Here is a 20,284-nt window from a genome sequence, read left to right on the forward strand (position 1 = left end):
GCATCGTGGGCGCTGTAGAGGTGCGCATCGATGCCGTCGCGTGTCTCGGTGACGCCCTGGGTGGCTATGCCGCATCCCGCTCCCTTCCCAACGCATAGGCGTGAAGTATCGAGCTTGTTGATGTAGCGCTGGCTTGCCGTTGACCCCGCTTGGGAATCAACGAGCCCGTCTCGCTCCTGTGCAGGGGCTGCGCTTGACGTCATTTTGCGAGGGAGGTCATTTACAGTGCCACTGACGAAAGCGCAGAACGGACGGGACGCGCTGTCCCATCCACTCGGCCAGAGTGGGAAATTCTGCCGTATTCGTCTGTGGGTACGCTTCATAAGATCCATTGAGTGAATGGGCCTGTATGCAGGCGGCCTCGATGGTTGCGTCGCTAACGCGACGTGCTCGCGATGGATTGGCCTACCCGAACCTTTGGCTTTACCGAGCACGGCGTACTGCAAGTATCTTTCACTGGCGGAAATGGCTGACCGGATGGCCGGGCGCCATCGCCCAGACTGCAGACCAGCCCGAGGTCGACCCCGCCAAGGTGGCCACCGACTGTGACTTTCGAACGGGCGCTGGACGCCAGCGCGGGCGACAACGACCGCAGCCCATGGAGAAGCTCAAGGATTTCGGCTCGCAGGTGCCCCTCAAGCGCCCCGGGCAGCCGGTCGAATGCGCGCCGGTCTGGAAGAAGATTGCCGAAAGGTCGTTCTTACCCCGTAACCCGGCCGCTGTTGCAATGCCCCTATGGCGCGACAGCGAGGCGCCCGAGCCACGAAGGACGTTTGCCCGGCGTCAGGTCACGGAGCAGCATGGTGGGCCCTAGGGCGAACGTGGTGCCCCTCTACCCGGACCACGGACGCTTTGGCAGCGACATAGCGTCTTGATCACGCGCCCGCCTCTCGAGATGGATGCCGAGAGGCGCGGCCTTGCCGGTGAGTCGCTTAGAGCCGTTGGCCAACGCGAGCCTCGTGGCGTAAACGCACGCTAAGCCCTGCTTACTGCCGGGCGAACGCCAGGCATGCGCGGCAGGAAGTACGCGCACGTCCGCGGCAGAACGCTGCGATCGTGCCGTAATCGGGTCGGCTGCCCGGCCAAAATGCACGCGGGCCTTCAGAAGATCAGCTCACAGGTTTATCGGCGATATGTCCTGCGATAGACCAGCAGCCCGCCTCCTGGACGGCAGCCTTGTTTGGGGTAGACGCGCGAGACCGAGGGCGGAGTGGGTTTCACGCGTAGCGCACGCAATGGCCGCTAGCGTGAATCTGTTAAGGCGATGCATCGAGGGACATGGCCCAGGTTTTCCGCCCACGTTCTGGCCTCTACGCGGTGCTGGCGTGTCTGGCGGTGGTCGTGGTGATCGTGGCCGGCGCCGCTATCTGGCGGGGCATCATCGCCGAACCGAATGCGATGGACGAAGCCGTGGAACAGCCGATCCCCTTTAGCCACCAACATCACGTGGGCGAGGTCGGCCTCGACTGTCGCTACTGCCACGCAAGCGTCGAAACCTCCGCGTTTGCCGGCATGCCGCCACTATCGACATGCATGACCTGTCACTCGCAATTATTTGCGGACCAGCCCCTCTTCGCGCCGCTTCGTGACGCGTGGCAGGTGGGCGTTCCACTGCGTTGGACGCGAGTCCACGATCTGCCGGATTTCGTCTATTTCAATCATGCCGCGCATGTGGCCAACGGCGTCGGCTGCATCTCGTGCCACGGCGATGTGGCGCACATGCCGCTGATGCGTCGCGAAGCACCGCTCACCATGAAGTGGTGCCTGGACTGCCACCGCCATCCTGAGCGTGCTGTCCGGACGCCTGGCCTGGTGTTTGCCATGCAGCCGGTGGATCCAAAAGACGATGGGCTCGGAATGCATCTGGTGGAGGCATTCCGAATCGACCGGCAGCATCTCACCGATTGCTCGGTATGCCACCGATGAACGACTGGAACGCATCGCGAATAGCGCTGCCGGCAGCAGGAAGCCCACGCTTCTGGCGTGCGCTGGATGAACTTACCGATGATCCGGTGCAGCGGCAGCGGCTCGCGGACGCCCTCCCCCAGTTTGCACTCATGGAACCGGGCATGGATCGCCGCGGATTCCTCCGGCTGCTCGGCGCCTCCCTGGCCTTCGCCGGACTGGCCGCCTGCTCTGGGCCGCCGCCGGAGAACATCGTGGCCGAGCCGGACCGTGATGGCAGGGGCGTACCGGAGGAAGCACGCTATGCCACGGCCCTCGACGTCGGCGGCGATATTGTCGGGGTGGTAGCGACCCTACGCGACGGCCGACCCATCAAGCTGGACGGCAATCCGCGCCACCCGCTAACGCGCGGAGGAAGCAGCCCAAGGCTGCAAGCGGTGATCCTCGATCTGTGGGATCCCCAGCGATCCGACGCGCCGCGGCGGCACGGCGTGCCCGGGAGCTGGAGTGCTTTCGAACAGGCGATGGCGGGTCTTCGCGATAGCTTTGCAAGCGATGCCCATGGGCTACACGTGGTTACCGGCCGCGTTGGCTCACCGACGCTTTCGCGCCAACGCGATGCTTTCATGCGCGCATTCCCCGCTGCCACATGGCACATCCACGAACCCGTGGACAATGCCTGGTTACCCCTTTCGCTCGCCGACCGCGACATCGTCATCGCCTTCGACGCAGATGTCCTCGGCACCCTGCCTGGCCACGTGGGCGTCGCGCGCGATTTCGCCGCGGCGCGAAAGCGCGGCGCGCGCGTATACGCCATCGAGTCCACACCCTCGCTGACCGGCCGCAACGCTGACCATGCCTGGCCCGTCGATGTGTCCGCCATGGCGTCGATAAGCGCGGCGCTACTCGCGGCGCTGACAGGCGACAAGGCGCCCGGCCTGGCTGATGCGGATCGGCACCGCATCCACGTCATGGCCGACGACCTGCGCGCGCACCGCGACCGCTCGCTGGTCGTCGCTGGCCCATGGGCGAGCCCCGACGTTCGCCGGCACGTCGACCTCATACGTGCCGCACTCGGCCAGCCCATCCTGCCCTTCGCCGGCACCGCCGTGACGCCGTCACTGGTTGACGACCTGCGCGCCGGCCTCGTTGACACCCTGCTGGTCCTGGATGGCAACCCCGCCTATACGCTACCCGGTTTTGCTGACGCCGCCTCGCGAGCTGCCACCCTCATTCACCTGGGCCGCTACCGCGACGAAACGGCCGGACTGGCTGCATGGCACCTTCCGGCGCTCCATCCGCTGGAGACGTGGTCTGACCTGCGCGCCGCTGATGGCACGGCAACCATCGTGCAACCGGTCATCGCACCCATCGTCGACGGGCGAAGCATCCATGATGTGCTTGATCTGATGACCGGCGCGGTGGCCACCGACGCCCTCACGCGCGTGAAGCAGACGTGGCCCGGCCTCGACGATGCGAGCTGGCGTCAATCGCTTCAGAACGGTGTCATTGCGTTGGAGACGGTCAGCACGCCAGCGCCTCGTGACGAACCGTTGTCTCCCGGGCCGTCGATGCCGTCACCGGGTGCGTCGAGCGACACCTCGATTGATATTGTCTTCCGCCCCGACCCCAATCTCTGGGATGGCCGCCAGGCGGGAAATGCCTGGCTACAGGAGCTGCCACGCGCCATCACCGCGATCACCTGGGGCAACGCGCTGCTCGTTTCGCCACAGCTCGCCGCCGGCCGCGACCTTCGCGACGGCGATGTGATCCGCCTGAGCCTGGACGGTCGATCGCTGGAAGGGCCGGTCCTCGTCGTTCCCGGGCAGGCCCGCCGGACGGTGACCGTGGTACTGGGTAACGGGCGCACGGAGGGGCTCGGAAGTGGCTACGGATATAACGGCTTCGCGTTCCGTGGGCGCGATGACCAGTGGCAAGCGACAGGTGCCTCATTGCAGAAGGTGGGCCGGCGCGACTTGCTGGCGGTCACGCAAGTGCTTCAGGACATGGGAACCCGCGACGCCATCCGGGCGGTCGCTTTCGGTGAAGCCACCGAGCCCGCGCACACGCCACCGACGCTGTACACCGACGCCGCGCCGGCCGGGCCTCGGTGGGCCATGACCATCGACCTCGCCGCGTGCATCGGATGCAATGCCTGTACGGTCGCCTGCCAAGCCGAAAACAATATTCCCGTCGTGGGCAAGGAAGAGGTGTCGCGTGGACGACGCATGCACTGGATTCGCGTGGACGCCTACTTCCAGGGAAGCGCTGTCGCGCCCGAGGCGTTCCACCAGCCCGTGCCGTGCATGCATTGCGAGCACGCGCCGTGCGAGGTCGTGTGTCCGGTGGAGGCCACCGTGCATGACAGCGAGGGCCTCAACCTGCAGGTCTATAACCGCTGCATCGGTACGCGCTTCTGTGCGAATAACTGTCCGTACAAGGTCCGTCGGTTCAATTTCCTGCAGTATGCGGACCTGGTCAGCGAAAGCCTGAAGGCGATGCGCAATCCGGAGGTCACGGTGCGCAATAAAGGGGTGATGGAGAAATGCACCTACTGTGTCCAGCGCATCGAGCGGGCGCATGCCTCGGCGAGCCGCGATCATCGCGATGTCGCCGAGGTGACGACCGCCTGCCAGGACGCTTGCCCCACGCGCGCGATCAGCTTCGGCGATCTGGAGAAGCCCAACCCCGAGCTGGCCGGGGCACGCGCGTCGGACCGACACTATGTGCTGCTTGAAGAGCTCAATACGCGCCCGCGAACCACGTATCTAGCTGCCATCCGGCAGCGTCACCCTGAGTGGCCCGCGACATGAGCCGTTTCGCATTCATGGGCCCCGCCGCTCTCACCGACCACGTGACCGGCCTGCTTCTACGCCGACGCGCCGGGAAGGTGTGGTGGTCGGTCTTCGCCGTGGCACTCGCCCTTACTCTGGCGTTGGTCGCAGGCATCGTCGTCCTCCTGCACGAAGGGGTCGGCATCTGGGGCAATAACATGCCCGTGGCGTGGGCCTTCGACATCACCAACTATGTCTGGTGGATCGGCATCGCCATGGCGGGCACATTTATTTCCGCCGCGCTCTACCTTACCTCGCAACCGTGGCGCGCCGCCCTGGCTCGGCATGCCGAGGCCATGACGCTGTTTGCGCTTTTCGTCTCCAGCCTGTTCCCGGTCCTGCATCTGGGACGGCCTTACTTCGCCTACTGGCTCGCGCCCTACCCGGACAAGATGGGCCTGTGGCCGCAGTGGCGCAGCGCGCTCACGTGGGACTTCTTCGCCATCGGCACGTATGTGATCGTCTCGGTGATCTATTTCTTTGTCTCGCTGGTGCCCGATGCCGCGGCCGTGCGCGATCGGGCAACCACACGGGGCAAACAGGTGTTCTACGCGTTGCTGGCCATGGGCTGGCGCGGCGAGGCACGCGAATGGCGCGTGCACGGCCAGCTCAGTCGACTGCTCGCGATCATCGCGGTGCCCTTGGTGTTCTCGGTCCATAGCATGGTGGCGCTGGATTTCTCCGAAGGCTACCTGCCGGGCTGGCACTCTACCGTCTTCCCGCCCTTCTTTGTCGCCGGCGCCCTCTTCTCCGGCACGGCGATGGTCGCCCTGCTCAGCCTGCCATTGCGCCATGGCTACGGCCTGCGGGACGTCATCACCGATGATCACCTGGACAAGCTGGGCAAACTGCTGCTCGCGGCCGGCTGGGTCGTCATCTACGGCTATGCCAGCGAGATATTCCTCGCTTTCTATCGAGGCGCCCCGGACGAGCTGGCCGTGATACACAACCGTATGACGGGCTCGTACGCGTGGACGTTCTGGCTGACGATGGGGTGCAACGTGCTCGCCATCCAGTTGCTGTGGTCGCGGCGCCTGCGACGTTCGCCGTGGACGCTGGGGGCCGTGTCGGCGCTTGTCCTGGTCGGGATGTGGATGGAGCGTTTCATGCTAATCGTCACCGTGCTCTATCGCAGCGGTCTGCCACCTGCATGGGGAAGTTTCCATCCCTCGGTTTGGGACTTCGTCTTCCTGTTCGGCTCATGCGGGCTTTTCGCGCTGCTCTTCCTCGTATTCATGCGCCTGCTTCCAGTGGTATCGCTGGCCGAACTGCGCAGGGAGCGGGCGCCATGAAAACCTACGGGATGCTCGCCGAGTTCCCGACGGTCGACGCGCTACGGTCGGCGCGGGCCGCCCTATCGACCCAAGGCTATCGCTCCCTGGAATCGTTTACCCCGTGGCCCGTCGACGATGCGCCGGTGCGGCGCACGGACGCCATGTCACGCGCCGTGCTTGTCGCGTTCATCGCTGGCATCGCTTTGGGATTGGGCATGCAGTACATCGCTGCCGTCCACGCGTACCCTATCGATGCCGGCGGCCGGCCGCCGGCCAGCTGGCCGGCGTTTGCGCCTGCGGCCGTTGAAATGGGCATGCTCTTCGCCGCGCTGGCGGCGCTGGCGACGTTCTGCCTTCGCACCGGCCTTCCACGGCTCTATCGACCGGAGTTCAACGTCGCCTGGTTCGACGAAGCCAGCCGCGCCGGCTTTCTCCTGCTCGTGCGAGCGAACGACCCACTCTGGGATGAGCACCGCTGCACCCGGGACATCGCCGCGTTGCAGCCGATGCGCTACGCGCTGGTGCCCGCATGACTGCGCCTCGCCTGATGCTGCTTGGCGTACTGCTTGCACTGGCGGCCTGCGAACGCGGCATGCACGACATGTATGACCAGCCTCGCTATAAGCGAGGTGCCGAGGCGCCGCTCTTTAAGGACGCCGTCGCGGCGCGAGAGGTGCCGGCGGGTGCCGTTCCGGTGAGTCAGCCATCCGATCCGGTGCCGTCGCCGCTTGCACGACTGGAACGGGGGCGCGAGCGGTACACGATTTACTGCGCGCCCTGCCACGGCACCGCGGGCGACGGTGACGGCATGGTGGTGCGGCGCGGCTTCCCCGCCCCGCCGTCGTATCACCAACCCCGGCTTCGCCAAGCGGACGATCAGCATCTCGAGGATGTGATCGCGCACGGGTGGGGCATCATGTATCCCTACGGCGATCGCGTCGAGCCGTCGGACCGCGTGGCGATCGTTGCCTATATCCGCGCACTGCAGTTCAGTCGCGAGGTGCCCGTGGACCGTCTTGAACCGCGAGATCTCCAACGGCTCAAGGCCCTGGATGCCGCGGAGACCCGCCGATGACCGAGCGTCTGCTCATCGTTGCGATGGTGCTCTTCGCGGGCATGGGCGCTGGCAGCGTGGCCTGGCGGGCAATCGCCGCCGTAGCGGGCGGCGCCTGGGGCGCCTCCTTTAACGACGCCTGGCGTCGGATGACATGGCTACTGGTTCCCGGCGCCGTGTCTGCGGCGGGCTGCCTGGCGTGCTCTGGCGGACTCTTCCCGGCGGAGGCGCACGTCTCCGTGACGTGGCTGGTAGGTCGCACGGTCGGAGTCTTTGTCGTGTGGGGTGCCGGCGCGGTGTTCGCGTCTCGCATGCCAGGACCTGTCCTGATCGCTTGGGGCTTTGCTTGTCTTCTCTTTGCGACCGACTGGATCGTGGCGCCCCAGATACCGTGGTCGTCCACGGCGATCGGGATGATCGTGGCGACGGCTCAATTGGCATCGGCATTCGCCCTGTCGGTCGCCAGCATTTTGCCCAGGACGAGGGAGTGCGGAAAGGCGCTTGCAACCGATGCGGCTGGCCTCATGGTCTGCCTGGCGGTGGCCTGGGTCTACCTTGCCGGCATGGACTACCTCACCGCCTGGGTGGCCGACCTTCCCAACGAAGCGCGCTGGTACCTTCCGCGTACGCGAGGGCCGTGGGCGGCCCTCGCGTACGCGGCGCTCGTGCTCCACGTGATTCTGCCGATCCTTGCCGTGCTTCCGGCCCGGTGGCGCATGCAGGCCCGAGGACTACGCCTTGCCGCCACATCGATGCTGTTAGGCCAGACCTGCTACGTCGCCTGGATGGTCCTGCCATGAATCACCAACCCAATCACATTGCTGCCCGCGCGCTGACGGTGATCGGCGGCGCCCTCGGCGCAGGCGTGCTGGTCGTCATGACGCTGTGCTGGTTCCTTTGGCACGGATACGCCCAGGCGCCCTTTCAAGCCATTCCCCCCGTCCCTTCGCCGCGGCTGCAAGCCCATCCGGCCGCCGACCTTGCGGCGGTCAGGGCGAATCAGGCTCGTGCGGATGGCTATGGCTGGGTCAACGCGCAGCACACGGTGGCGCGCGTTCCGGTGGAGCGCGCCATGGCACTCCTGGCCAGGGAGAAACGGCCGTGATCAGCTGTCGCCTTCTGGCTTGGGGGGTCTTCGCTCTGGCCGCCCTCGCCGCCCACGCGGAGCCACTGCCGCCGCCGGCGGACCTCAAACAGCGCGTCGCCTTCGAGCAGCACCTTGGGACCCGCATGCCCGTCGATGCGCCACTGGTCGATGCGGAAGGACACCCCACCAACGTCGCCGCGATAGCGGACGGGAAGCCACTTGTCGTGGCCTTCGGCTACTACCGCTGCCCGAACTTGTGCGATGTCACCTTGCATGCCCTCGCTCGCGCGGTGGCAGGAATGCAGCTATCACCGGCTGACGACTACCGCGTCCTCTTCATCAGCATCGATCCTCGTGAAACGCCAGCTGACGCGCGCAAGGCGCGGCACATGCTCGCCGCCATGGGACCCGGCGGTCACGTCGAGGACTGGACGTTCGCCACGGCAGGGGACGCAGCGATCCGCCAGCTCACCGATGCCGCCGGCTTTCGCTATTTCTACGACGCGCGAAACGATCAGTTCGCCCACCCTGCGGGGGCCATCATCCTTACAGGCCAGGGGCGCATTGCACAGTATTTCTTCGGAGTGAGTTACCCGCCGCGTTCGCTGTCGCTCGCTCTGATCGAAGCCTCGCAAGGCCAGCTCGGCACGGTCATCGACCAGTTGGTGCTCTTCTGCTGCGGGTATGACCCCGCGACGGGTCGCTACAGCCTGCTGGTGTCACGATTGATGATGCTGCTGGGCTCCGGGTTTGTCATCGCCATGGCTTGGCTGTGGTGGGGGTTGCGCAGGAGATCGGCATGATGCTGCTGCCGCGTGCATCCAACTTCGGCACGGAGATCGATTTGCTGTTTAATGCCTTGCTTGGGCTGAGCGTCGTCGTCATCCTGGCCGTGTTTATCACCATGCTCGTCTTCACCGTGCGATTCCGAAGGGGCCGTGACGTGGATCGAAGCGGCGAGTCGCACCGCCAGCTGGGCATCGAACTGGCCTGGACACTGATCCCCTTTGCGCTCTTCGTCGGTATTTTCGTCTGGAGCATTCGACTCTGGGTCGACTTGCGCACACCGCCCCGCGATGCCGAGGTGGTGTACGTCATCGGCAAACAGTGGATGTGGGAGTTCGAACATCCCGGTGGCCAGCGGGAAATCAATACGCTGCATCTGGCCAGTGGCCAGCCGGTCCGCTTGGTGATGACCTCTCAGGACGTGATCCACGACGTGTCCATTCCAGCCTTTCGCGTCAAACAGGACGTGCTGCCGGGGCGGTACACGGACCAGTGGTTCACGCCCACCCGCGCCGGAACCTACGACCTGTTCTGCGCCGAATATTGCGGGACCGATCATTCGCACATGGGCGGAACCGTGGTCGTGCAAAGCCCCGAGGATCACGCCGCCTGGCTGGCCGGCCACGGATCACAGACGTTGGCGATGCAGGGCCGCGCGCTGTTCACGCGCTACGGCTGCGCCGGCTGCCACGATGAAGGGGCAACCGTGCATGCGCCGGCACTGAATGGCCTGTTCGGCAGCACTGTGCCGATTGCCGATGGCCGCCAGGTCCGTGCCGACGACCGTTACCTGCACGACAGCATTACCCTGCCTGCCAGCGAGGTGGCGGCAGGTTATGCGCCTATCATGCCCAGTTATCAGAACCGCATCAGCGAGGCAGACATCCTCGCCCTCATCGCGTACCTGAAAGTCCGCGGCATGGATCAGGAGCCTGCCCATGCCCGCTGAACACGCTGCACCTAGCTACCTGGTGGATGGCTCGACGTTGCGCTCGTGGCTCTTTACACACGATCACAAACGCATCGCCATCCTCTACGCGGTGGCGATTACGTTCTTCTTCATCCTCGGTGGCCTGGCCGCCGCGCTGATTCGCCTGGAACTGGCGACGCCGCAGGGCGACGTCATCAGTGCGGAAACCTACAACAAGACCTTTACCTTCCACGGTGTGGTGATGGTCTGGTTCTTCCTGATTCCCTCGATTCCCAACACGCTGGGAAACTTTCTCCTGCCCCTGATGATCGGTGCGCGCGATGTCGCCTTCCCGAGGTTGAACCTGTTCAGCTGGTACCTGTACATGGTCGGCGGCTTGTTCACCGTCGCGTGTCTGCTCTTGGGAGGGGTGGATACCGGCTGGACGTTTTATACGCCCTTCTCGACCCTGTTCTCCAATTCCCATGTCGTCCTGGCCGTCGTCGGCGTGTTTATCGTGGGGTTCTCGTCGATCCTCACGGGCCTGAACTTCATTGTCACCATCCATACGATGCGTACCCGCGGCATGACCTGGTTCCGGCTGCCCCTCTTCGTCTGGTCGATGTATGGTGTGTCCCTGGTCATGATGCTGGCCACGCCTGTGCTCGCCATGACCCTGGCCCTGCTCGCGGCCGAGCGGCTCTTCGGTGTCGGGATCTTCGACCCGTCCCTCGGGGGTGACCCGGTCCTCTTCCAGCACTTCTTCTGGTTCTACTCCCACCCGGCGGTGTACATCATGGTGCTGCCGTCCATGGGCGTCGTGAGCGAACTCATCACCGCCAGCGTGCGTCGCCGCATCTTTGGCTACCGTTTCATGGTGTACTCAATCATCGGCATTGCCGTGGTCGGGTTCCTCGTTTGGGGACACCACATGTTCGTGGCCGGCCAGTCCATGTATGCCAGCATCGTGTTCTCGATCCTCAGTTTCATCATTGCCGTGCCCTCCGCCATCAAGGTGTTCAACTGGACGGCGACGCTCTACAAGGGCGATATCGCCTTTGGAGCGCCCATGATCTATGCCCTGGGCTTTGTCGGCCTGTTCATGATCGGCGGGCTCACGGGCCTCTTCCTGGCGGCCACCGCGCTCGACGTCACCTTGACCGACACCTACTTCGTGGTGGCCCACTTCCATTACATCATGGTCGGTGGCGCGGTGATGGCCTACCTGGGTGGCATCCACTTCTGGTGGCCAAAGGTCACCGGTCGGATGTATTCCGAGGCGTGGGCCCGGTTCGCCGCGATCCTGATGTTCCTGGGCTTCAACCTGACGTTCTTTCCGCAGTTCATCGCGGGCGCCGAAGGGATGCCGCGGCGCTACTACCAGTACCCACCCGAGTATGCCCTGCTCAACGTGCTCTCGTCCGCCGGCTCCGTGTTGCTGGCCGCGGCGTACCTTCTGCCGATAGGATATTTCCTGTGGTCGTTGCGCTACGGGGAGAAGGCCACGGCGAACCCCTGGGAGGCGGCGGGTCTGGAGTGGGAGACAGCGTCACCGCCGCCCACGCACAACTTCGACATTCCCGTCGTCGTCACCGACGGACCCTATGCGTATAAGCATCCATGACACCCCGTCCCAGCCACCTCGCTGAGCAGTTCGACGACGCCTCGCAGCAACGCGAGGCGTCGACGCTGGGCATGTGGGCGTTTCTGGCAACGGAAATTCTTTTCTTCGGGGTGCTCTTCGCCGGTTACGCGGTGATGCGCCTTCTGTGGGGGGATGTGTTCGCCGCCGCGAGCCGGCATACGGACCTGGAGCTGGGCGCCCTCGAGACCGGCATATTGCTGGTGAGCAGCTTTACCATGGTGATGGCGATCCGGGCGGTGCAGCTCGCGCAACCTCGGGGGGCATCGATGCTATTGCTCGCCACCGCGCTGCTTGGGATGGCCTTCCTTGTCATCCACAGCGTCGAGTACGCCGACGATTATCATGCGGGCGTCATCCCGGGTGTGCGCTATGACGAACCCGGTGTCACCGGCGTGCACGAGAAACTGTTCTTCCTCTTGTATTACGTGACCACGCTCTTCCACGGGCTGCACGTCTTCATCGGCGTCGTGCTAGTGACGGTGATGGCCGTCCGCGTCCGGCGTGACGCCTTCGGCCCCGGATACTACACGCCGCTCGACATGGTGGGCTTGTACTGGCACCTCGTAGACATCGTGTGGATTTTTGTCTTCCCGCTCTACTACCAGGTGGGTCGATCGTGAGCGCGGTCGTGCCGAAGGTACGGCGGTTCGTCGTTGCCCTCCTGGCGTTGGCGGCCCTGCTCACGGCCAGCGTCGTGCTGTCACGCATGCGGTTGGGACCATGGAATCCCGTGCTGGCCGTAGGGATCGCCGGGGCGAAGGCTGCGATTGTGGTGATCGTATTCATGCGCCCCGGCGAAGGCGGGCCGAGCGCCCGCTTTGCGCTCGCCTTTGGCCTCATCTGGGTCGGCATCCTGGTCATGCTGACGCTCAGTGACTTTCTGCTCCGGACGAATTAGCCCGCGCGACGAATCCGTACCGGCACGCCCTTCGCCGCTGGCGTCTTCGACGCCTCGTCGTGATACCAGAGCGGGACCAGGGGATTCATCTCGGGGTAGTAGCCGCCGACGCAGCCCCTGGGAAGATTAAACGCCGTCACCGTTAGGCCCTCGACTTCCCTCGTCACGCCATCGCCTGCATCGGTGACCAGGGCCACCACGTCGCCGGGCCGCAGGCCCTGACCGGCGATATCGTCCGGCGACATCAGAAGTACCATGCGCGAGCCGTCCAGCCCACGCAGGCGATCGCTGAATCCATAGATTGTGGTGTTGAACTGGTCATTTGAACGCATAGTGATGAGGTGCAGCCTGCCTTCCGCATCACCGATGCCCAGGGCGGTCTGGACAGTGGGCGTGGTGAATTCCGCCTTGCCGCTTTCCGTTTTCCACTGGCGCTCGTGGGCGGGGTTGCCCCGGTAGAAGCCGCCGTTATGAAACATCCGCGCCGAGTAGTCGCGGAACATATCCGGGTAGGTCGCCTCGATCAATGTCCGGATGCGCGCGTAATCGCCGCTCCAGGTCAGCCAGGGGCGCTTCGGATGCGCAGGCAGTACAGCGTTCGCGATACCGGCCACGATGGCTGTCTCGGAACGCAGGTGCGGGCTCGCCGGTGTGGCGTGTCCCATGGAACCGTGGATGTGACTGAAACTGTCCTCGATGGACACGGCTTGCGGAACACCCGCCTGGACGTCGGTCTCGGCGCGGGCAAGGCACGGCAGCAGGTAACTGGCCTTGCCGTGCACCACGTGGCTACGGTTAAGCTTGGTGGCGACGTAGACGGTGAGGTCAAGGCTCCGCCAGGCCGGTTCCATGGCATCACGGTCGGGTATCGCGCGCACAAAGTTGCCGCCGAGGCTGACGAACGCCTTAACCGACCCGTCTTTCACGCCCTCGCACACCTCGACGGTGGTCCGACCTTTCTCGCGCGGCGGCTCGAACGCGAATAGTTCCGCGAGGCGATCCAGCGGCACCAACTCGGGCTTTTCGGAAATGCCGACCGTGCGCTGACCCTGCACATTGGAATGGCCGCGCACCGGACAGATCCCGGCGCCCTCGCGCCCGATATTGCCTCGCAGCAGTAGCAGGTTGACCAGCATGCCGATACTTTGCGATCCATGGACATGCTGGGTCAGTCCCATGCCGTAGACACCGATGACATTCCCCGCCTCGCAGTAGACGTCCGCCGCGGCCTCGAGGTCGGACTGGCTGAGTCCCGAGTGCCGTTCGATGTCTTCCCACGATGCCTGCGCGGCTGCCTCGGCGAAGGTATGAAACCCCGAGGTATGTTCTTCGATGAAAGCGCGATCGAGAAGCCCTTCGCCGCCCGAGTCACGTAGCGCAGCGTCCCGCGCCAACACGTGCTTGCAGATGCCCATCAGTGCAGAAATGTCACCGCCGGGCCGCACCTGGAGGTACATGTGCGATAGCTCCGTTGGCGTCTGGGCCACCATCTGCATTGGATTTTGCGGATTGATGAAATGCAGCAGGCCGGCTTCGCGCACCGGATTGAAGGTGATGATCTTGCAACCGCGCCTCACGGCGTCCTGCAGTGGATGAAGGAAGCGTGGGCTATTGGAGCCTGGGTCCTGCCCAAAGTAGAAGATGGCATCGCAATGTTCGAAATCTTCAAGGACGCACGTTCCCACGGGCGAGCCGGTCACCTTCTTGAGGCCCACCGATGTCGTCTCGTGACACATGTTCGAGCTGTCGGGAAGGTTGTTGTTGCCATAGACGCGCGCCATGAGTGCGTAAAGGTACGATGCTTCGAGCGACGCCTTGCCCGATGCATAAAATACCGCTTCCGGGGGCGACAGCTTCTTGAGTGCCTGACCGATGCCTTCGAACGCCTCGTCCCACGTGCAGGCCACGTACCGGTCGGCCGACGCGTCGTAGCGTAGCGGCTCGGTCAGTCGGCCAACCATTTCGAGGTCGTGGTCCGTCCAGGTGCGTAGTTCGCTGACGGTATGAGCCTGGAACAACGCCGGCGTGCAGCGATCCGTAGTCAGCTCCCATATCGTCGACTTGGCGCCGTTCTCACAAAATTCAAAAAGATGCGGGCTTGCGGGCTTGCCCCAGGCGCACGAGGTGCACATGAATCCCCGCGGCTTGTTCTGCCGCCTTAGGGTTTCCAGAGCACCGTTTGGGTGTTCCCTGGCGTAGACCTTGCCCATGCCGGATACAGAACCCCATCCGCCGGCCGTTTCCTCGCGCGGGATGGCGGCGACCTCATCGCTGGGCGGTGTCATCGGCGCCCCCTCCTAGCGCACGCCTTCGTCGCGCGTGGACGCCTTGTCCATTTTCACCTCGCCTTTTTTAATCTGTGCGTCGCGTTTGTCCTGCTGGGGCTTGTCCTGCTTGGCGACGTAATTGAGGTTGCGATCGCCGGATTCCACGCTGTGCTTCTGGTCGGTCATGGAAATCTCCTCAGCCTTGGTCCTCGTTGTCATGCTCTTGCTGCGGCGACTCCTTCCCCGCCGGCTTCTTTTCCACGCGATTCGCCGTGGCTTCGTCGTATCGAAGGGGTGACGTGTCGGCCGCCCCCGGCTTATCGGATTTCGTCTTCCGGTTTTCCTGGCCCATGGGCTTCTCCACTGGCTAAGCGCCGACCATGAACCCCGCGATGCAAGGACTGCGTCGAGTCCGAGTCGAAAGCCGTTCACGCTACGTCGACCATGCGATGAACGCTTCCGGGGTGCCCGGCACGAGGCGGGGGCGCTGTCGATGTGCTCGACATCGACCCGGCCAAATCCCTGTTCTGGTCGGCGGTCGTGAACGGCATCCTCGCTCCATTCCTGCTGGTTGTGCTTCGGTTGATTACGGGCGACCGGAAAATCATGCAGGAACAACCACACCCCGGTGCTCAACCGTGTCGTGGTCGGGTTCACTGCTTTGCTGACGTTCGCTGGTCTTAACGCCATGATGCTTATTGGCGGGTAAAAAAAGGCCCGGGAGAACCGGGCCTGCGGCGGACCGCAAATTGGCCGAAGGCCTGAGCCCCCGGCCGCCACACAAAGCAGCGCTATGCCGACGGGATGAGCTCGACCTTTATCCGTCCGGGCTGACGTTGGTCGAACTGCCCGTAGGCGCCAATTGCATCGCTCAGTGGTTCTCTCTCGGTAAGGATGGCGGTGGGCACGACCTGACCTGAGCGCACGAGCTCCACCAGCATGGGGACGTACTTGCGGTGGTTGCAGTTGCCCATTCTCAACGTGAGGTTTTTATTCATCGCCGCTCCGATGGGAAAATGGTTGTCCGATGGCGGATAGACACCAATGATGGCGATGGTGCCGACCTTGGCCACTGAGTCGACCGCCCATTGGAGCACTTGCATGGGACCATCCCCCGCCTCGAAATGTTCGGCTTCCTCCCTGGCTTCCGGTGAGGCGTCCTTTGCTGTCTCAGCGGTGTTCGACCTCGTGGCCGGGCCGCTGTGTGCATGCTCGGCATCCACGCCCACCGCGTCGATGACCGCATCGACGCCGGTGCCGCCCGTTAGCTTTTTGAGGGTCGCCACAGGGTCTTCCTTGGCGAAATTGATGACCTCAGCGCCCTGATTTCGGGCCATCTCCAGACGGTCCTCATGCTGGTCGATGGCAAACACGCGCCCGGCGCCGAGAAGCTTGGCGGAGGCGATGGCAAACTGCCCGACGGGACCACAGCCAAACACAGCGACCAGGTGTCCCGGTTTGATGTCGGCCAAGTCGGCACCGAAATAGCCGGTGGGAAAGATGTCCGACAGGAGGATGGCCTCGTCGTCACTGACCTCATCCGGCAAACCCACCAAATTGACGCTGGCAAACGGCACCCGGACCTTTTCGGCCTGCATGCCGTCGAAGCCGCTACCCTCCTTCGGCCCACCGTAGAAGGCGGTGCCCGGGCCGTTGGGATTGGCGTTGTCGCACTGTGCGTAATAGCCGTCCCGGCAATAGGCACAGTACCCGCAACCCACGGTCGAAGGGATGACCACGCGGTCACCGACTTTCAGGTTTCGAACCGCGCTACCGATTTGTTCGACGACGCCGACACCCTCATGTCCGAGAACGGTGCCGGGCGCAACCCCGCTCATCGTCCCCCGGATGAAATGGAGGTCGGTGCCACAGATGGCCGAACTCGTCAGCCGGACGATGGCATCGGTGTCGGCTTGCAGGGTGGGCTCCGGCACGTCATCGAGACGGATATCGCCGGGACCGTGGAAGACAACGGCTTTCATGGACGGCACTCCTGACGGGAAAAGCTCACTGTAGGCGGTGTGCCGTGAACTGGGGGGCCCCGACGCGTCTTGGTTTGATGAGGGCCGACTGCCTGACAGCAACGGACGCCCGGAGGCGCGCGCTGCACTTCGCGGCCTGGGGAAAAGTCAGGCCTTTTCAGCGGCTTTTTGCTTGCCCATCTGCTCAGCAAGGAGGGTGAGCTTCTCGTCAGCGGCTTTTTCTTCCTTCAGCGTTGCCTGCAGGAGCGGCACTGCTTTGGTGTAGCCAAGCTGGTTGGCCAAGGCAATGAGGACGCCGTAGCCGGCAATCTCGTAGTGCTCGACCCGGTTGCCGCCGCCGATGAGAGCGACGTCCCGCAACGGGCCCTTTTCGATTTCATCGATGACCTCCTTGCCTTCTTCGACAAGGCCTTCCATGGCTGCGCACTTCATGCGCTTGAGACGGATGCCGAGAAGTTCAACGATTTCGTCAATTCGCTCGACTTGTCCCTGCGTTTCTTCAAGGTGTGATTCAAAAGCCGCTTGCAGGTCCGGGCTCGATGAGGCACGGGCCAGACGGGGCAATGCTCTTGTCAGCTGCTTTTCGGCGCTGTAAATGTCCGAAAGCTCATGGATGAAGAGGTCTTCAAGGGTTTTCACAGCCATGGTCATGTCTCCAGTGGTCAACGTTTGGCTTCAACGTGGGTTGAATCCCGGGCCGGAAAGTCGTCCGTCAGCTCCGGGAGATGGTTGAGCAGCCATTCCGCCATGGCCTGCTCTTGGGGAAGGATTCCATCCACAGCCCGCATCGACTCGGCGTCACCTACGGCAACAGCCGCAGCGCGCAACGTCGTGTAGGTCGCGATTTCAAGGTTCTCGAACACGTATCCAGCGATGGCTCCCTTGACGATTTCGTCGGAATTGACCGAACCACTTATGGCCGGGCCGGAGGCCATCATCTTGCCCATGGCACCGTTGGTGACGGACGGCTTCGTGTCATACCGCGCAAGGCACGCTTCGATGAGCTTCTGCTGCGCAAGCGTCTCCTGGAGATGCTGTTCGATGCGTGCCTCAGTTTAGGGTAGTGCTCAACGCGCACCGCCTGGGCCTTGAGCATGTGCTCGGCCTGTTTGTTCCATTGCATGGGCGTCGCGCAGCCAGTGAATGAGGTTTTCCCGAAGCTCAGCCGTTGATATATCCCGTTGGAGGTTTCGATATGCTGCGAAAAACTCCATCAACAGGATTTCTTCCCTGTGTGAATCGAACCTGCGATTCGCCTCACGAAAGTGTATTTCGGCACGTCGTTTCACGTGCGTCAGGGTCAAGTCACGGCCTTGAATCAGCCCATGCACACGTCCACCGCCGGTGTCTTGTCATTGCACCCCCTGCGGACGGCGCGCCGATAGGCGTCTGCGCCACCGCCATCCTCACCACGCCGGTTGCAAGGGAAGACTGATGGACGCGGTCACCGCGCTGTGCCGGACCATCAGCCCGGCAGGACGTCCATTGGGTGGACAGAGGCCAGCGCGATGGCCTCGATCAGAGCCTCCCGGTCAAACGGCTCGGGAAGCAAGACGGCCCTGTCCGGAAGCGGTCCGATGTCCCCCTGGCGCCGGGCTGAGACCACCACAAGGGCCGCCTCGGGATGCAGGCCGCCGATGGCACGCAACAGCGTGCCGGGGCGCGGTTCGTCGGGCATGGCGGCATGGGCGACCACGGCGGCAAGGGCCGGCTTGAGAAGGCCAATCAGTGCCAGAGCCTCGCGATAGGTCACGGCCGAATGAACCGTGTAGCCCCTACCGGACAGCGCCACGTCCAATGATTCGGCCACCAGGGCGTGGTGATGAACCACAACGATGTGCTTTCGGTCCGTCATCATCGGATCCCGGATGGCGGGCGGTCCGCCTCTTCCGATTCTTCTGGCGGCCTCGTCGCCTCGGTCCGAACGAGTTCCGTGATGATCCCGGCGCGGACATCCTGTTCGATCGCCACCCCCACGCACGAAACGGTCATCGCAAGGAAGGTGAATCCGGTCCGCATCACGCCCTGCATGTCTCGAACGTCTCCCCTGGCAAGCGCTGCCCAGCGGGCGCCGCGGAGCGCTGTCATCCACGTCAGGTTACAGCCCGGCCGTTCGCCAAGAAGGCCCGCCGTGAACCGGTGAGAACGGACCGGTCCCGGCGGCGCCCGGTTTGGCAGCGGGAACAGCGGAAATGGCGCTATCAGGCTTTGCTCGTTCATGGGCGGCTCCATCATCGAGCCATCGAGCACTCCCCCCGGAGGTCGTTCAGGTTGGCCGCATCCCCGTTAACACGGCGTGTCAGGACAGGGGTCAACGCGGTGAGGGCTGCCATTGCCAACCGCAGCTTGCTGGGGTGGTATCGACCGGGGCAATCCTGTGCCGTAAATGCGCATTGATTGGGACGGCCGGCACATCTTGAGATTTGGGTGACACCATGTTGGGAATGCCGCGTTTCAACGTCCTCGCCCGCGCTGTGTCCCGTCCGGCCTGAAACGTACGCCTGCCGAACACCCTTTGCGTGACGATTATGGGACGGGTTCTGACCCTGTTTCGCTCCCTTGCCGATCCAAGCCGCATTGGCGACCATCGGCAGGAATCACCAAACTCGGGAGATGCGATGAGCCGGGTCATTGTGGTTGCCTACCGGCCCATGCCAGGCAAGCGTGAGGAGTTGCTCGGGCTGCTGGCCGACCAACACCGGCGGACCAGGTCGCTTGGCATGCTGGCGAAACAGCCGCCTTTGTTGTGCGAGGGAACATGCGGGGAAATCGTATACATCATCGCCCTCGATGCGGGGACGGACGTTGACCGCGTCTGGGAGGATGAGGCCTTTCAGGACATCGACGCGAGGATTGCCGGCATCGCCACCATGACGCCCCTGCGGACCCTCAATGAGGCCAATGCGTCGTATATGGACCTCGCCGGACTGACCCTTCGGGGCGACTGAGCGTGCCCTGCCCTGGCGGGTCCGTGAACATCGCGGAAATCACCAGCGCCGAAAGGCCGGCGCGCTGGCCAGTCAGGAGAAATCGACCCGTGCGCGTGTTTGCGGCTCGGCTCGAGGCCGATGAAGCCAGGACCCCAGCCGACCGAGGGCCACCCCGCACAGCGGCTCCATCCGATACAGACCGGAACGTTCGTCCGACTCAGGTGGCCTTCCAGCCCCGTCCGGCCATCCCTTCCACCGCGATCATCGCCGTCTTCCCACTCAAGCCCCGTCCCCCGGCGTCGGTTCGGTGGTGTGCCCGACGGGGGCGATGCCCGCGTCCTCGAAACGCTCATCGAGCCGTACACGGGAGACCCTTTCGACCAGGGAGCGGAGGCTCCTCGCCAGCTGCCGGCCCGTCGCCGCCGTGGCAAAGAACCAGATGCAGTCGCCCTGGATGCGCACATGGGCCGTCGACAACTCGCCATGCAGCGCGGTGACCTCGCGCGCAAAGGTTTCGATCCACTTTGGCGTCGGCGTGCAGTCGAGCAACGCAATAATAGGTGCATCGACGGCGGGGTCCACCGTGTCCCTGAGGGGCGGAACCTCAAAACCGACAACACGCGGAAATCGGGTACTGGCCATCAGTCCTCCTGGCCTGGCTCACCACGGGGGACCATATTTTAAGAAACTTCATCCGGATTTTCACGACCGG

General features: G+C 64.0%; 21 protein-coding genes and 1 pseudogene. 13 read left to right on the top strand and 9 right to left on the bottom strand.

Going from position 1 to position 20,284, the window contains the following annotated elements; translation table 11 throughout:
• The first annotated feature begins 1,278 nt into the window (after positions 1-1,278).
• The 12 genes from ACZ6YI_RS11300 to ACZ6YI_RS11355 are packed head-to-tail and all read left to right on the top strand — an operon-like array spanning position 1,279 to position 12,393.
• Positions 1,279-1,926: a cytochrome c3 family protein gene (locus ACZ6YI_RS11300; protein ID WP_465778734.1), complete on the top strand. Its 648-nt coding sequence runs from the start codon at positions 1,279-1,281 to the stop codon at positions 1,924-1,926.
• The gene (locus tag ACZ6YI_RS11305; protein ID WP_465778735.1) at positions 1,923-4,718 is read left to right on the top strand and encodes a TAT-variant-translocated molybdopterin oxidoreductase; all 2,796 of its coding nucleotides are present in this window, start codon (positions 1,923-1,925) and stop codon (positions 4,716-4,718) included. Before ACZ6YI_RS11300 ends, ACZ6YI_RS11305 begins: the two co-directional genes overlap by 4 nt.
• Positions 4,715-6,031: an NrfD/PsrC family molybdoenzyme membrane anchor subunit gene (nrfD, locus tag ACZ6YI_RS11310; protein ID WP_465778736.1), complete on the top strand. Its 1,317-nt coding sequence runs from the start codon at positions 4,715-4,717 to the stop codon at positions 6,029-6,031. The genes ACZ6YI_RS11305 and nrfD overlap by 4 nt, the downstream gene beginning before the upstream one ends.
• Positions 6,028-6,546 (top strand): DUF3341 domain-containing protein, encoded by a 519-nt coding sequence (locus ACZ6YI_RS11315; RefSeq protein ID WP_465778737.1) that lies wholly within the window; start codon positions 6,028-6,030, stop codon positions 6,544-6,546. Before nrfD ends, ACZ6YI_RS11315 begins: the two co-directional genes overlap by 4 nt.
• On the top strand, positions 6,543-7,088 hold the full coding sequence (locus ACZ6YI_RS11320) for a c-type cytochrome (protein ID WP_465778738.1): 546 nt from the start codon (positions 6,543-6,545) through the stop codon (positions 7,086-7,088). The genes ACZ6YI_RS11315 and ACZ6YI_RS11320 overlap by 4 nt, the downstream gene beginning before the upstream one ends.
• The gene (locus ACZ6YI_RS11325; RefSeq protein WP_465778739.1) at positions 7,085-7,867 is read left to right on the top strand and encodes a hypothetical protein; all 783 of its coding nucleotides are present in this window, start codon (positions 7,085-7,087) and stop codon (positions 7,865-7,867) included. Before ACZ6YI_RS11320 ends, ACZ6YI_RS11325 begins: the two co-directional genes overlap by 4 nt.
• The gene (locus ACZ6YI_RS11330) at positions 7,864-8,172 is read left to right on the top strand and encodes a hypothetical protein (RefSeq protein ID WP_465778740.1); all 309 of its coding nucleotides are present in this window, start codon (positions 7,864-7,866) and stop codon (positions 8,170-8,172) included. The genes ACZ6YI_RS11325 and ACZ6YI_RS11330 overlap by 4 nt, the downstream gene beginning before the upstream one ends.
• Positions 8,169-8,957, top strand: a complete 789-nt coding sequence (locus tag ACZ6YI_RS11335; RefSeq protein ID WP_465778741.1) for an SCO family protein — start codon at positions 8,169-8,171, stop codon at positions 8,955-8,957. The genes ACZ6YI_RS11330 and ACZ6YI_RS11335 overlap by 4 nt, the downstream gene beginning before the upstream one ends.
• On the top strand, positions 8,954-9,889 hold the full coding sequence (coxB, locus tag ACZ6YI_RS11340) for a cytochrome c oxidase subunit II (protein ID WP_465778742.1): 936 nt from the start codon (positions 8,954-8,956) through the stop codon (positions 9,887-9,889). The genes ACZ6YI_RS11335 and coxB overlap by 4 nt, the downstream gene beginning before the upstream one ends.
• Positions 9,879-11,474, top strand: a complete 1,596-nt coding sequence (gene ctaD / locus ACZ6YI_RS11345; protein ID WP_465778743.1) for a cytochrome c oxidase subunit I — start codon at positions 9,879-9,881, stop codon at positions 11,472-11,474. The genes coxB and ctaD overlap by 11 nt, the downstream gene beginning before the upstream one ends.
• Positions 11,471-12,115, top strand: coding sequence for a cytochrome c oxidase subunit 3 family protein (locus ACZ6YI_RS11350; protein WP_465778744.1), 645 nt, complete (start codon positions 11,471-11,473; stop codon positions 12,113-12,115). Before ctaD ends, ACZ6YI_RS11350 begins: the two co-directional genes overlap by 4 nt.
• Positions 12,112-12,393 (top strand): cytochrome C oxidase subunit IV family protein, encoded by a 282-nt coding sequence (locus ACZ6YI_RS11355; protein WP_465778745.1) that lies wholly within the window; start codon positions 12,112-12,114, stop codon positions 12,391-12,393. The genes ACZ6YI_RS11350 and ACZ6YI_RS11355 overlap by 4 nt, the downstream gene beginning before the upstream one ends.
• Here ACZ6YI_RS11355 and ACZ6YI_RS11360 read toward each other — a convergent pair.
• The 8 genes and pseudogenes from ACZ6YI_RS11360 to ACZ6YI_RS11395 form a co-directional block, all read right to left on the bottom strand.
• The gene (locus tag ACZ6YI_RS11360; RefSeq protein ID WP_465778746.1) at positions 12,390-14,678 is read right to left on the bottom strand and encodes an FdhF/YdeP family oxidoreductase; all 2,289 of its coding nucleotides are present in this window, start codon (positions 14,676-14,678) and stop codon (positions 12,390-12,392) included. The two genes, ACZ6YI_RS11355 and ACZ6YI_RS11360, sit on opposite strands and share 4 nt — an antisense overlap.
• 12 nt (positions 14,679-14,690) lie before the next feature.
• On the bottom strand, positions 14,691-14,846 hold the full coding sequence (locus ACZ6YI_RS11365) for a hypothetical protein (RefSeq protein ID WP_465778747.1): 156 nt from the start codon (positions 14,844-14,846) through the stop codon (positions 14,691-14,693).
• 10 nt (positions 14,847-14,856) lie between these two features.
• Positions 14,857-15,012 (bottom strand): hypothetical protein, encoded by a 156-nt coding sequence (locus ACZ6YI_RS11370; protein WP_465778748.1) that lies wholly within the window; start codon positions 15,010-15,012, stop codon positions 14,857-14,859.
• A gap of 439 nt (positions 15,013-15,451) precedes the next feature.
• Positions 15,452-16,642, bottom strand: a complete 1,191-nt coding sequence (locus tag ACZ6YI_RS11375) for a zinc-dependent alcohol dehydrogenase (RefSeq protein ID WP_465778749.1) — start codon at positions 16,640-16,642, stop codon at positions 15,452-15,454.
• 147 nt (positions 16,643-16,789) lie between these two features.
• The gene (locus ACZ6YI_RS11380) at positions 16,790-17,287 is read right to left on the bottom strand and encodes a YciE/YciF ferroxidase family protein (RefSeq protein WP_465778750.1); all 498 of its coding nucleotides are present in this window, start codon (positions 17,285-17,287) and stop codon (positions 16,790-16,792) included.
• A gap of 17 nt (positions 17,288-17,304) precedes the next feature.
• Positions 17,305-17,856, bottom strand: a pseudogene (locus ACZ6YI_RS11385) (ferritin-like domain-containing protein).
• A 251-nt stretch (positions 17,857-18,107) separates the two neighbouring features.
• Positions 18,108-18,497, bottom strand: a complete 390-nt coding sequence (locus ACZ6YI_RS11390) for a hypothetical protein (protein ID WP_465778751.1) — start codon at positions 18,495-18,497, stop codon at positions 18,108-18,110.
• Positions 18,497-18,862 carry a hypothetical protein gene (locus ACZ6YI_RS11395; RefSeq protein ID WP_465778752.1) on the bottom strand — a complete coding sequence of 122 codons (366 nt, stop codon included), beginning with the start codon at positions 18,860-18,862 and terminating at the stop codon, positions 18,497-18,499. Before ACZ6YI_RS11395 ends, ACZ6YI_RS11390 begins: the two co-directional genes overlap by 1 nt.
• A 398-nt stretch (positions 18,863-19,260) precedes the next feature.
• On the opposite strand from ACZ6YI_RS11395, the gene ACZ6YI_RS11400 reads away from it, so the two are divergent.
• Positions 19,261-19,590: a hypothetical protein gene (locus tag ACZ6YI_RS11400; RefSeq protein WP_465778753.1), complete on the top strand. Its 330-nt coding sequence runs from the start codon at positions 19,261-19,263 to the stop codon at positions 19,588-19,590.
• 261 nt (positions 19,591-19,851) lie between these two features.
• On the opposite strand, the gene ACZ6YI_RS11405 is transcribed toward ACZ6YI_RS11400, so the two are convergent.
• Positions 19,852-20,214 (bottom strand): hypothetical protein, encoded by a 363-nt coding sequence (locus ACZ6YI_RS11405; RefSeq protein ID WP_465778754.1) that lies wholly within the window; start codon positions 20,212-20,214, stop codon positions 19,852-19,854.
• Between the last annotated feature and the right edge of the window lie 70 nt (positions 20,215-20,284).

The sequence above is a fragment of the Luteibacter sp. NPDC104163 genome (assembly GCF_055584245.1).

What these genes read in the sequence shown, in the direction of transcription:
- ACZ6YI_RS11300 (WP_465778734.1), top strand. Translation starts at nt 1,279, where the DNA reads ATGGCCCAGGTTTTCCGCCCACGTTCTGGCCTCTACGCGGTGCTGGCG.
- ACZ6YI_RS11305 (WP_465778735.1), top strand. Translation starts at nt 1,923, where the DNA reads ATGAACGACTGGAACGCATCGCGAATAGCGCTGCCGGCAGCAGGAAGC.
- nrfD (WP_465778736.1), top strand. Translation starts at nt 4,715, where the DNA reads ATGAGCCGTTTCGCATTCATGGGCCCCGCCGCTCTCACCGACCACGTG.
- ACZ6YI_RS11315 (WP_465778737.1), top strand. Translation starts at nt 6,028, where the DNA reads ATGAAAACCTACGGGATGCTCGCCGAGTTCCCGACGGTCGACGCGCTA.
- ACZ6YI_RS11320 (WP_465778738.1), top strand. Translation starts at nt 6,543, where the DNA reads ATGACTGCGCCTCGCCTGATGCTGCTTGGCGTACTGCTTGCACTGGCG.
- ACZ6YI_RS11325 (WP_465778739.1), top strand. Translation starts at nt 7,085, where the DNA reads ATGACCGAGCGTCTGCTCATCGTTGCGATGGTGCTCTTCGCGGGCATG.
- ACZ6YI_RS11330 (WP_465778740.1), top strand. Translation starts at nt 7,864, where the DNA reads ATGAATCACCAACCCAATCACATTGCTGCCCGCGCGCTGACGGTGATC.
- coxB (WP_465778742.1), top strand. Translation starts at nt 8,954, where the DNA reads ATGATGCTGCTGCCGCGTGCATCCAACTTCGGCACGGAGATCGATTTG.
- ctaD (WP_465778743.1), top strand. Translation starts at nt 9,879, where the DNA reads ATGCCCGCTGAACACGCTGCACCTAGCTACCTGGTGGATGGCTCGACG.
- ACZ6YI_RS11350 (WP_465778744.1), top strand. Translation starts at nt 11,471, where the DNA reads ATGACACCCCGTCCCAGCCACCTCGCTGAGCAGTTCGACGACGCCTCG.
- ACZ6YI_RS11360 (WP_465778746.1), bottom strand. Translation starts at nt 14,678, where the DNA reads ATGACACCGCCCAGCGATGAGGTCGCCGCCATCCCGCGCGAGGAAACG.
- ACZ6YI_RS11365 (WP_465778747.1), bottom strand. Translation starts at nt 14,846, where the DNA reads ATGACCGACCAGAAGCACAGCGTGGAATCCGGCGATCGCAACCTCAAT.
- ACZ6YI_RS11370 (WP_465778748.1), bottom strand. Translation starts at nt 15,012, where the DNA reads ATGGGCCAGGAAAACCGGAAGACGAAATCCGATAAGCCGGGGGCGGCC.
- ACZ6YI_RS11375 (WP_465778749.1), bottom strand. Translation starts at nt 16,642, where the DNA reads ATGAAAGCCGTTGTCTTCCACGGTCCCGGCGATATCCGTCTCGATGAC.
- ACZ6YI_RS11380 (WP_465778750.1), bottom strand. Translation starts at nt 17,287, where the DNA reads ATGGCTGTGAAAACCCTTGAAGACCTCTTCATCCATGAGCTTTCGGAC.
- ACZ6YI_RS11390 (WP_465778751.1), bottom strand. Translation starts at nt 18,497, where the DNA reads ATGACGGACCGAAAGCACATCGTTGTGGTTCATCACCACGCCCTGGTG.
- ACZ6YI_RS11395 (WP_465778752.1), bottom strand. Translation starts at nt 18,862, where the DNA reads ATGAACGAGCAAAGCCTGATAGCGCCATTTCCGCTGTTCCCGCTGCCA.
- ACZ6YI_RS11400 (WP_465778753.1), top strand. Translation starts at nt 19,261, where the DNA reads ATGAGCCGGGTCATTGTGGTTGCCTACCGGCCCATGCCAGGCAAGCGT.
- ACZ6YI_RS11405 (WP_465778754.1), bottom strand. Translation starts at nt 20,214, where the DNA reads ATGGCCAGTACCCGATTTCCGCGTGTTGTCGGTTTTGAGGTTCCGCCC.